This is a genomic window from Caballeronia sp. BR00000012568055 (genome assembly GCF_029439455.1).
Lineage (GTDB): Bacteria > Pseudomonadota > Gammaproteobacteria > Burkholderiales > Burkholderiaceae > Caballeronia.
Genome location: NZ_JAQFVG010000352.1, coordinates 1 through 9171, shown reverse-complemented (window position 1 = coordinate 9171; position 9171 = coordinate 1). Strand labels below are relative to the sequence as shown.

The window sequence follows — 9171 nt, the reverse complement described above, 5'->3', positions numbered from 1 at the left end:
CCATATCGGGGTTCAGTTCGAAGGGATGCAGGGTGATTTGCGCATCGACGGAATCGCCCAGACGATCCAGCGCGCGTTGCAGGGAAGAGAGGCCGACGGCGCACCACGGGCACGCAATGTCGGAGACGATATCGATCTGAAGCGGACGGGACATGATCTTTCGAAGGAAGTCAGTGAATCCCGGCAGGCTAGCGCAAATCGCCGGGACATGCAGGCCCCGGCGATCGATTACATCGATTACTTCACTTAACCCGGCTTGCGATCGGTCATGAACTTGCCTTCCGGCGCGTCCGCGTTCTTCTGCCGACGCGTCACGCCATCGATGCCGCCATCCACCGCCCATTCCGCGAACACGGTCGGACCCGGTTCGAAATCGCGCGGCTGCCATTCGGGCGTCAGTTGGTCTTCGTCCGCGTAATACTCGATCAAACCGCCCGCCGGATTCTTGAAGTACCAGAAATACGCCGATGAAACCGGATGCCGTCCCGGACCGAGTTGCGTATCCCAGCCGCATCGGCTGATATGCAGACCGCCGCCGAACACTTCGTGGATATCGCGCACGGTAAAGGCGACGTGGTTCAGGCCGCGTTTGCCCGTCGGCAATTGCAGCAGGAACAGGTCGTGATGGCCGCCGTGCGGCGCGCATCGCATGAACGCGCCGCGTTCGGGATAGCGGTCGGACATTTCGAAGCCGAGGCGTTCTTCGTAGAAGCGCTGCTGTTCCGCGAGGCAGTTGGTGAAGAACACGACGTGGCCCACTTCGACCGGCTCGGCATGATCGTAGACGGGACTCGGCGTATCGACACGCAGCGTCTGTCCCCAAACGTTCGACGGCGAGCCTTTCACGTCGATCGCGCGTTTGCGCGTCACTTCGATGCGAATCGCCATCCCGTTCGGATCGATGCAGCCGACTGCGTCCGGCAGCGCGTAGTAACCCGGCGCATCGGCGAGACGCGCGCGATAGCCTTCGAGTTCGTCCGCCGTCGCCACGCCCCACGTCACTTCGCGCAGCGTCGGACCTTGTTCGAACGCGGGCGGCAACGAAGGATCATCGGCACGCATGGCGAGCACGGTGCAGCCGTTGAGCGTTTCAAAGCGCGCGGCGGTTTCATCGTGCGCAACTTCGCGCATGCCCCAATCGGAGAAAAAGCGGCGACAGGTGTCGAGATCGTCGACGCCATACGTAATCTGTTCGATACCCAGAATGGTCATGATGCTCATCCCTCTCTTTAATTCGCCCACGCCATCGGCGCGTCGTTCAAGCCCCAGTAGAGGCTTTTCTGCTGCATATATTCGCGGATGCCGAGGCGTCCCTTCTCGCGGCCCATGCCGCTTTCCTTCCAGCCGGAGAACGGCGTCGAGATCGAGAACAGCTTGTAGGTGTTGATCCACACCGTGCCCGTTTCCAGCGCCCGCGCCACGCGATACGCGCGTTTATAGTCGCGCGTCCAGATGCCCGCAGCGAGGCCGAACACGCTGTCGTTGGCATCTTTCAGCAAGGCGGCTTCGTCGTCGAATGGCATGGCGATCAGCACCGGCCCGAAAATCTCTTCCTGACAGATACGCGCGCGATTCGACAAGCCTTCGAGAATCGTCGGCTGATAAAAAAAGCCGTCACCTGCGGGACGCTCGCCGCCGCACAGCAAACGCCCGCCCTCTTCCAGCCCGAGCGCCACATACCGTTCCACCGATTCACGATGCTTCGCCGTAATCAGTGGTCCCATCTGCGTGCTTTCCAGCGACGGATCGCCGACGCGCAATTCACGCGCCTTCGCCACCAGCCGACGCATGAATTCATCGTAAATCGAACGCTCGACGAACAAGCGCGATCCCGCGATACACGCCTCGCCCGACGAACTGAAAATGCCGTACAGCACGCCGTTGACCGCGTGATCGAGGTCGGCATCGGCGAATACCATCGTCGGCGATTTGCCGCCGAGTTCGAGCGATACCGGCATCAGCTTTTCTGCCGCCAGACGCGCAATGCCGCGCCCCACTTCCGTGCCGCCCGTAAACGATACCTTCTTCACGAGCGGATGACGCACCAGCACATCGCCGATCACCGAGCCCTTGCCGGGCAGCACGCTCAACACGCCCGGCGGCACGCCCGCTTCCTCGCAGATGCGCGCCAGCGCCAGCGATGCCAGCGGCGTCACTTCGGCTGGCTTCAGCACGACCGCGTTGCCGCCTGCGAGCGCGGGCGCAAGTTTCTGCGCATCCGAAGCAATCGGCGAATTCCACGGCGTAATCGCCGCGATCACGCCGATCGGCTCGTGGACGCTCATCGTCATATAGTCGCCGCGCGAGGGCGTGAGTTCCTCGTCGAGCGTTTCCAGACACGCCGCGAAATAGCGGAACGTGTTGGCGGCGCTCGCCACCAGCACGCGCGTTTCGTTGATCGGCTTGCCGTTGTCGCGGCGCTGCAATTGCGCCAGCGCTTCGTGACGCTGCATGATGAGATCGGCGATGCGGTACAGCACGAGTGCGCGCTGATGCGGCTTCAATCCCGCCCAGTTGGCTTTTCTCCACGCGATATCGGCGGCTTCGACGGCTTCGCGGGCATCGTCGGCATCGGCGGTGGAGATTTCGGCGTTGACCGAACCGTCAGCCGGATACTGGCTCGCGAAGGTCGCGCCACGGCCGCGCTTCCATACGCCGCCGATGAAGATATCGGCGGACGGGACCAGCGAGGCGATGATGTCTTGATCGGACATGATTTCTTGCTTCCTAGATCAGATGACGCAATGCGCGGCGCGATTGCGCAGCGCGCGGATCGCGCTGAACGCGGTGAGCGCGGACGTCTTCGGGTTGTCGGGCAGCGGTTTGCCACTCATTTCCAGCGACATTTCGCCGAACGCGCCGCGCGCCACGATGCGATGCACATTGCGCGTGACTTGCGGATCGGCGATCAAACGTACGCGTGTGTTGTCGAGGCCCAAGCCTGCAAGCGCCACCGTCGCCGCGACGTTCGCGTTCTTCGGATAGAGACGCGCGGCATCGCGTGCGCTGCCTTCGAAGATCACGATTGCTTCGTTTAACGATTGAAGATCGCAGAGCGCTTCGGCAGGCGTGCCGAGCCAGCCGGTCGGCGGCTTGCGGCCGATATATTCGACATCGTCGAGACCGCCTTCTTTCGCGGACGCCAGCGCATCGATGCCGCCGATTGCGCCGGACAATAGCGTAACGGTCGCGTTGCCTTCGGTCGCGGCCGCTTGCAACGCTTCCAGCAACGATACATCGGACAACGCACCAATCGATGCCACCGCGCAATCCGTCCCCGCCTTCAGCAACGGCAGCACGTGATCGATCAACGCGCCATGTCCCGCGCATTCCAGCGCGAAACGCGGACGACTGACGAGCGCGTGAATATCGCTGACCACATCGACATCGGCGGAAACCTGGGCGCGCACCGCGTCGGTCTGATGCGCAGGCACCACGACTTGCGCGACACGCACCAGCGGATCGGACGCGACGGCGCGATAGACCGTCTGCCCGATCGCGCCGAAGCCGATCATCGCCACATCCACGCGTGCTTCATGCATCTTCAGCCTCTTCTTTCTTGACCGGAGGACCCGCGAACGCAGTCGTGAACGAGCCGACCGACAGCATGTCCACTTCGACCATCACCGGACCTTCGAAAGCAACGCCTTCACGAATCACGCTTTCCGCCTGATCCATCGATGTGATACGCAGATGCTTCATGCCAAAGCTCGCGCAGAAGTCCGCGAATTCCGGCTGATGCAGTTGCACGTAGCATCGACGGCCACCGTAATGCGCGTCCTGAATATTGCGAATTACTCCGTAGCACTGATCGTTCATCAGCACGATCATCATGTTGGCGTTTTCCTGCACGGCGGTCACGAGTTCACCGACATTGACCATCAGGCCGCCATCGCCGACGAGGCATACGGTCTTCGCCGCAGCATTGGCCAGCGCCGCGCCAATCGCCATCTGCATCCCTTGTCCGATACCACCGCCCAGCGCATGCACGCCCGCGCGCGGCTCGAAAATCTTCAGCATGCGGTTGCCCCACGTGCTGTTCGAGATCGTGACGTCGCGGACCCAGTTGAAGTCGCGTCCGACCGCGCGTTGCAGCGCATCGACGAGTTGCTTGTAGGGGCCGAGGCCTTTGCCGGTTTCCGCGACGGCGACTTCATGCGTGCCGGCCAAATCTTGCGCGAAGGTCGGATCGACCTTCAGGCGGCCTTCGAGCAGCGTGGCGAGTTCGTCGAGGATCGCGGCGGAATCGCCGTGCACGAACTGCGCGTTGCGATAACCGCGATTGTCGGCGCGCGCATCGGCATCGATCCGATACAGCGGTTGCGGCAGCGCGAGTTTGTACTTGAGCGTTTCGTTGCCGCGCAGACGCGAGCCGACTACGAGCATGGCATCGCACGTACGGTAGAAGTTTTCTACCGTTGATTGCACGTTGAATGCGCCGAGCGTCGCCGGATGATCTTCCGGCAGCACGCCGCGGCCCTGAACGCTGGTGACCACGCCGAAGCCGAGCTTCACGAGGCGTTCCACTTGCGCACGTGCGTGACGCGCGCCGCCGCCGAGCCACAGCAAGGGACGCTTGGCTTGCGCGAGGGAATCAGCGAGTTGTTGCACGCGCTTCGAATCGTGCGTCGGGAGGCTCACGTGCGGCGCGGCCAGATCAGCAGGCATTTCTATTTCGGAAGCCTGAATATCGATCGGAATCTCGACGCTGACCGGACCCGTGGGCGCAGTCTGCGCGACACGTACGGCTTCACGCACGGTCGCCAACGCCGTCTCGACCGAACGCACGCGGAACGCGGCCTTCGAGATCGACTTGAGCATGCTCAACTGATCCGGCGCTTCGTGGATATACGCGAGGTCCTGATCGAGGTAAGGCGTTTCGATCTGCCCGGTGATATGCACCAGCGCCGTGCCTGCGGTCAATGCTTCGACCATTGCGCCCGCTGCGTTGCCCGCCGCCGTACCGGTGCTGGTGAATGCAACACCAACGCCGCCCGATACACGCGCGAGGCCATCGGCCATATTCAATGCGCCCGCTTCGCCGCGCGCGCCCACATAGCGGATCTTGCCGCGCGAATTGATCGCGTCGAGGATCGGCATGTTGTGGATCGAGATAACGCCGAAAGCGGTCTTGACGCCGCACTGTTCGAGAAAGGCGGCGATAACTTCGCCGACCGTCGTGAGATTAGACATGACGTGCAACGCCTCCTGAGACATCGATATGGCTTCCCGTCGTATAGGACGACAGCGGTGTGGCCAGATAAAAAAGAGCTTGTGCGGCTTCTTCGGGACGGCCGAATCGGCCGAGGGGAATCTTCTTCTGACGCGCGAGTTCGCCGGTCCATGCTTCCCAGCTTTGGCCCGCTTCGGCTTGCGTCTGATAGCGTCGGCGCCATTGCCCCGACTCGACGATGCCGATAAGAATCGAGTTCACGCGCACGCCGCGCGGCGCGAGTTCAACCGCGAGCGACTTGACGAGATTGAGCACGCCCGCACGCGCCGATGAAGTCGCGACCATATGTGCTTCGGGCTGCAAAGCAAGCAGCGAATTCACGCAGACGATCGCGCCTTGCGAGCTGGCTTCGAGCATCGGCAAAAACGCGCGCGTCGGGCGGATGATGCTGAAATATTTGAGGTCCAGTTCTTCGCGCCAGGCTTCGTCGGTGGTATCGGCGAAAGTGGAGACGCGGCCTTGTCCGGCGTTGTTCACCAGCATGTCGATACGGCCGAACGCGGTTTGCACGTCTTGCGCGAAACGCGTGACGTCGGCGGCATCGAGCACGTCGCAGCGCACGGCGAGCAGCTTCGCGTTCGGGAAGGCATCGCGCAGGGCGCTTTCGGCGCTGGCGAGGCGGTCGGCGTCGCGCCCGCAAATTGCGACCGATGCGCCCGCCTGCAAGAACAGCCGCGCGGTGGCGAGGCCAATGCCGGACGTGCCGCCCGTCACCACCGCTACCTGTCCGCTCAAGTCGATCTGAATCATTTAAAGCCCCAATGCCTTCATATAGCGATGTTCCGCCGCCGGCCGGTAGTTGAGCCGAAGCGAGAGTTGAAGGGCCGTCTCGCGCACTTTCTCGACGAGGCCGCTGCCGAGCAGGGTCGTATCGAGTTGAGCGCGCGGAACGGTCGTGGTGACCACGGCGGCGATGCGTCCCGCGTCGCCTCTTACCGGCGCGCTGACCACGGAAATGCCGTGTTCGAAGGACGATTCGCTGGTTGCGTAGCCGCGTTCGGCATCGAGCTTCACGCGTTCGTACAGTTCTTCCACCGTGCCCGGCGTGTGACGCGTGAAGCGTTCGAGCGGGGTATCGGCGTAAAGCTGATGCAGTTCATCGAGCGAGAGATCGCCCATCAGCACGTGGCCGTGCGTGGTCGCGTGGGCGGGCAGACGTGTGCCGACGTTCACCTTCACCGCGTTGAACGCGGCGGCGTGGCTTTGCGCTTTGGCGACGAAGACCACGTCGCGGCCATCGCGAATCACGATATGCGTCGAGAGGCCGGTGTCGTCGCGCAGGGCTTCGATCAGCGGCAAACCGTGATCGGTCAATTCGAGCGAACTCAGATATTCGAAGCCCAGGCGCAACACCGCCACGCCCAGCCGATAGTTACGGTCGCCACTATCCGCACGCTCCAGAAAGCCCAGCGATTCGAGCGTCTGCAACAGGCGAAACACGGTGGTGCGCGGAATATCCAAACGACGCGACAACTCTGGCGCGCCCAAAACCGGCTCTCTCGGCGAAAACTCGCTGAGAATGCGCAGACCGCGTTCGAGACCGGGCACGCGATACGCCACTTCGTTTTGTTCTTCTGGCGTGCTCATGCTTCGGTATCCTCGATAATTTGGTTATAGGTTTCGGGCTGTTCGATGTAACCGGCGTGTCCTGCGCCTTTTGCGATGTGTAAGGACACGCCTGCCGCTTGTGCAATCTGCTCACACGCTTCGGGCGGCGTAATGCGGTCTTCGCTGCCAACCGCTACCTTTACGCGGCCTTTGAAGCGTGCGATATCGCTTTTAAGGTCCGCATTCGCAAGCAGATGCGTCGCTTGCGCGTAGCCGTGCGGAATGACGCGCGCCATGTTCCAGCGCACCCACTGCTTCGCTTCTTCGCTTGCATGCGCGGACAGCATGTTTGCGCTACGCTGATCCGCGAGTCCCTGCGGACCGAGGTCTTCGAGCATCTTCAAACGGCTGTCGCGTTTCTGCGTGCGGACGTCTTCGCTCGCTGCGCCGTATCCGCCAGCAGGCGATAACAGCAACAAGCGCGCGATACGCTCAGGATGCGTCGCCGCAAAACTGCCCGCGATAATCGCGCCGAGCGAATGACCCACCAGCACGCAACGTTCGATATCGAGCGCATCGAGCCAGCCGCGCAAGGCATCCGCGTAATCGATCGCTTGCGGCGATGCAGGCGCGACGGGCATCGAGTCGCCGTAGCCCGGCGCATCCCACGCGAGCACGCGTGTTTTTGCGCCGAGCGCATCGAGTTGCTGCACCCACGACGCCGCGCCCGACCCGATGCCGTGCAGCAGCACGATCGGCAGCGTCGCCGTGTGCATCGCCCCGGCTTCGCGATAAGCGATGCCGTTGATCCGGCGTGAGGGGAACGCGTTCGCGTCGAAGGTCTTGAGCATGATGCGGCGCTTACTTGACGAGATCGCGCTTGATCTTGGCGAGCGGCGAATCCGGCGGGTACGTCGGCGTCACGGGCTTCGACGAGCCGAGCATCACGCACATCAGCGCATCTTCCTCGCCAATATTGATTTCCGTGCGATACACGCCCGGCGGCACCGAGATCAGATCGCGTTCGCCGAGTACGGCTTCCCACGTTTCGCCATCGCGTTCGCAGACCACTTTCATCTTGCCGCGCAACACGAAGAAAATTTCTTCGACGTCCATATGAATATGGCTCGGGCCGATATTGCCAGCGGGAATCACCATCGTCGAGAACGTGAAGCCGCCTGCCGGCACCGTGTTCATATCCTTCGCGACACCCGTGCCGCCCGTGCCGACATAACGCATCTGCGCACGGCGATACTTCGGATCGTAGTCGGCCTGAAACTTGAGCGCGTCCCAGTCATAGCGGCGCGTTTCAAAACGTGCGACACGCGAGTCCATCCATTGCTCGAAATTCGCTTCGGCGGGCTGGTCCCACGACTTGCGTTCGATATCGGCATCGGCCATCGTCAATCTCCTTTGAGATGTCATCAGTTCATTACGAAGCCGCCGTTCACCGGCAGCACTTGACCCGTTACGAAGCGGGCCGCATCGGATAAAAGGAACAACACAGGACCGGTGACGTCGCCCGCGACCTGCGCGCGCGTGAGTGCGCGTCCCTGCTGGTAATACGCATGACGTTCGGCGGGCACGTAAGCGGTAGCTTCCACTTCCGTCAGTCCCGGCGCGATGGCGTTCACGGTGATTTCGTGCGCGCCGAATTCGCGGGCCAGCGAGCGCGTCATGGAAATGACCGCGCCTTTGCTGGCGACATACGCGAGCAACTTGGGCGCGCCCCAGATCGCCGTATCGGACGCGATATTCACGATCGATGCGCACGCCGAGTCACGCAGAAACGGCAGCGCCGCCACGCACATGCGCCAGGTGCCGCGCACGTTCACGTTCATCACCGCGTCCCACGTGTCGATGCTCAGTTCATCGGCGAGACGGCCGCCCGAGTTGGTGATCGCGGCGTTGTTGATAAGCGAATCGATGCCGCGCATCTTCTGCGCCGCCGATTGCACGAACGATTCGATGCTGGCGGGATCGGCGAGATCGAGCGCCACGAAATGCACGTTGCCGCCGAGCCGTGCGGCGAGCGCCTGGCCTTCGTCGTGCAGGACATCGCCGAACACGACCTGCGCGCCCTCTTCCGCCAGCGATTCGACGAACGCCGCGCCAAGTCCGCGCGCCCCGCCCGTCACCACGACGCGGCGATTTTGCAGAGTTTGCTTCGATTGGATACTCATCGCGTCCTCTCGGTCTGTGTTCCACTAAAGGAACGTTAGTTTATATATGGTCATTATAGGGTCGTCGCGCCGCGATCAAAAAAGAAATTTGGCATCTTCAGGGAAAACACTATGGTGATGACCCATCCGCGCCGCCGCGCGCGATTAGTCCTGCAAAAACCGGCTGTCGACTTCGGGTAAGCCCGGACTGCAAATGTTTTTTTTCCG

10 protein-coding genes are annotated in these 9171 nt (G+C 62.2%); all 10 read right to left on the bottom strand.

Going from position 1 to position 9171, the window contains the following annotated elements; translation table 11 throughout:
- Positions 1-154 (bottom strand): DsbA family protein (locus P7F28_RS30765; protein ID WP_277188944.1); only part of this gene is annotated, 154 nt, incomplete at its 3' end.
- A 92-nt stretch (positions 155-246) separates the two neighbouring features.
- Entirely contained in the window at positions 247-1212 is a 966-nt protein-coding gene (locus tag P7F28_RS30760) for a VOC family protein (RefSeq protein ID WP_277188942.1), read from the bottom strand.
- 17 nt (positions 1213-1229) lie between these two features.
- Positions 1230-2714 (bottom strand): aldehyde dehydrogenase, encoded by a 1485-nt coding sequence (locus P7F28_RS30755; protein WP_277188938.1) that lies wholly within the window; start codon positions 2712-2714, stop codon positions 1230-1232.
- An 18-nt stretch (positions 2715-2732) separates the two neighbouring features.
- Positions 2733-3542 (bottom strand): aspartate dehydrogenase, encoded by an 810-nt coding sequence (locus P7F28_RS30750; RefSeq protein ID WP_370467441.1) that lies wholly within the window; start codon positions 3540-3542, stop codon positions 2733-2735.
- Positions 3535-5193, bottom strand: a complete 1659-nt coding sequence (locus P7F28_RS30745; RefSeq protein WP_277188936.1) for a thiamine pyrophosphate-binding protein — start codon at positions 5191-5193, stop codon at positions 3535-3537. The genes P7F28_RS30750 and P7F28_RS30745 overlap by 8 nt, the downstream gene beginning before the upstream one ends.
- The gene (locus P7F28_RS30740; RefSeq protein ID WP_277188934.1) at positions 5186-5983 is read right to left on the bottom strand and encodes an SDR family oxidoreductase; all 798 of its coding nucleotides are present in this window, start codon (positions 5981-5983) and stop codon (positions 5186-5188) included. The genes P7F28_RS30745 and P7F28_RS30740 overlap by 8 nt, the downstream gene beginning before the upstream one ends.
- The gene (locus P7F28_RS30735) at positions 5984-6820 is read right to left on the bottom strand and encodes an IclR family transcriptional regulator (protein ID WP_277188932.1); all 837 of its coding nucleotides are present in this window, start codon (positions 6818-6820) and stop codon (positions 5984-5986) included. It lies immediately after the preceding gene.
- Positions 6817-7632, bottom strand: coding sequence for an alpha/beta fold hydrolase (locus P7F28_RS30730; protein WP_277188930.1), 816 nt, complete (start codon positions 7630-7632; stop codon positions 6817-6819). The genes P7F28_RS30735 and P7F28_RS30730 overlap by 4 nt, the downstream gene beginning before the upstream one ends.
- Before the next feature lie 10 nt (positions 7633-7642).
- Positions 7643-8182, bottom strand: coding sequence for a cupin domain-containing protein (locus P7F28_RS30725; protein ID WP_277188928.1), 540 nt, complete (start codon positions 8180-8182; stop codon positions 7643-7645).
- Between the two features lie 23 nt (positions 8183-8205).
- Positions 8206-8964 (bottom strand): SDR family oxidoreductase, encoded by a 759-nt coding sequence (locus P7F28_RS30720; RefSeq protein WP_277188925.1) that lies wholly within the window; start codon positions 8962-8964, stop codon positions 8206-8208.
- Positions 8965-9171: the final 207 nt, after the last annotated feature.

Bases quoted from the DNA above. Each gene is read 5' to 3' on its own strand.
- P7F28_RS30720 (WP_277188925.1), bottom strand. From the start codon at position 8,964: ATGAGTATCCAATCGAAGCAAACTCTGCAAAATCGCCGCGTCGTGGTG.
- P7F28_RS30755 (WP_277188938.1), bottom strand. From the start codon at position 2,714: ATGTCCGATCAAGACATCATCGCCTCGCTGGTCCCGTCCGCCGATATC.
- P7F28_RS30730 (WP_277188930.1), bottom strand. From the start codon at position 7,632: ATGCTCAAGACCTTCGACGCGAACGCGTTCCCCTCACGCCGGATCAAC.
- P7F28_RS30745 (WP_277188936.1), bottom strand. From the start codon at position 5,193: ATGTCTAATCTCACGACGGTCGGCGAAGTTATCGCCGCCTTTCTCGAA.
- P7F28_RS30750 (WP_370467441.1), bottom strand. From the start codon at position 3,542: ATGCATGAAGCACGCGTGGATGTGGCGATGATCGGCTTCGGCGCGATC.
- P7F28_RS30735 (WP_277188932.1), bottom strand. From the start codon at position 6,820: ATGAGCACGCCAGAAGAACAAAACGAAGTGGCGTATCGCGTGCCCGGT.
- P7F28_RS30760 (WP_277188942.1), bottom strand. From the start codon at position 1,212: ATGACCATTCTGGGTATCGAACAGATTACGTATGGCGTCGACGATCTC.
- P7F28_RS30740 (WP_277188934.1), bottom strand. From the start codon at position 5,983: ATGATTCAGATCGACTTGAGCGGACAGGTAGCGGTGGTGACGGGCGGC.
- P7F28_RS30725 (WP_277188928.1), bottom strand. From the start codon at position 8,182: ATGGCCGATGCCGATATCGAACGCAAGTCGTGGGACCAGCCCGCCGAA.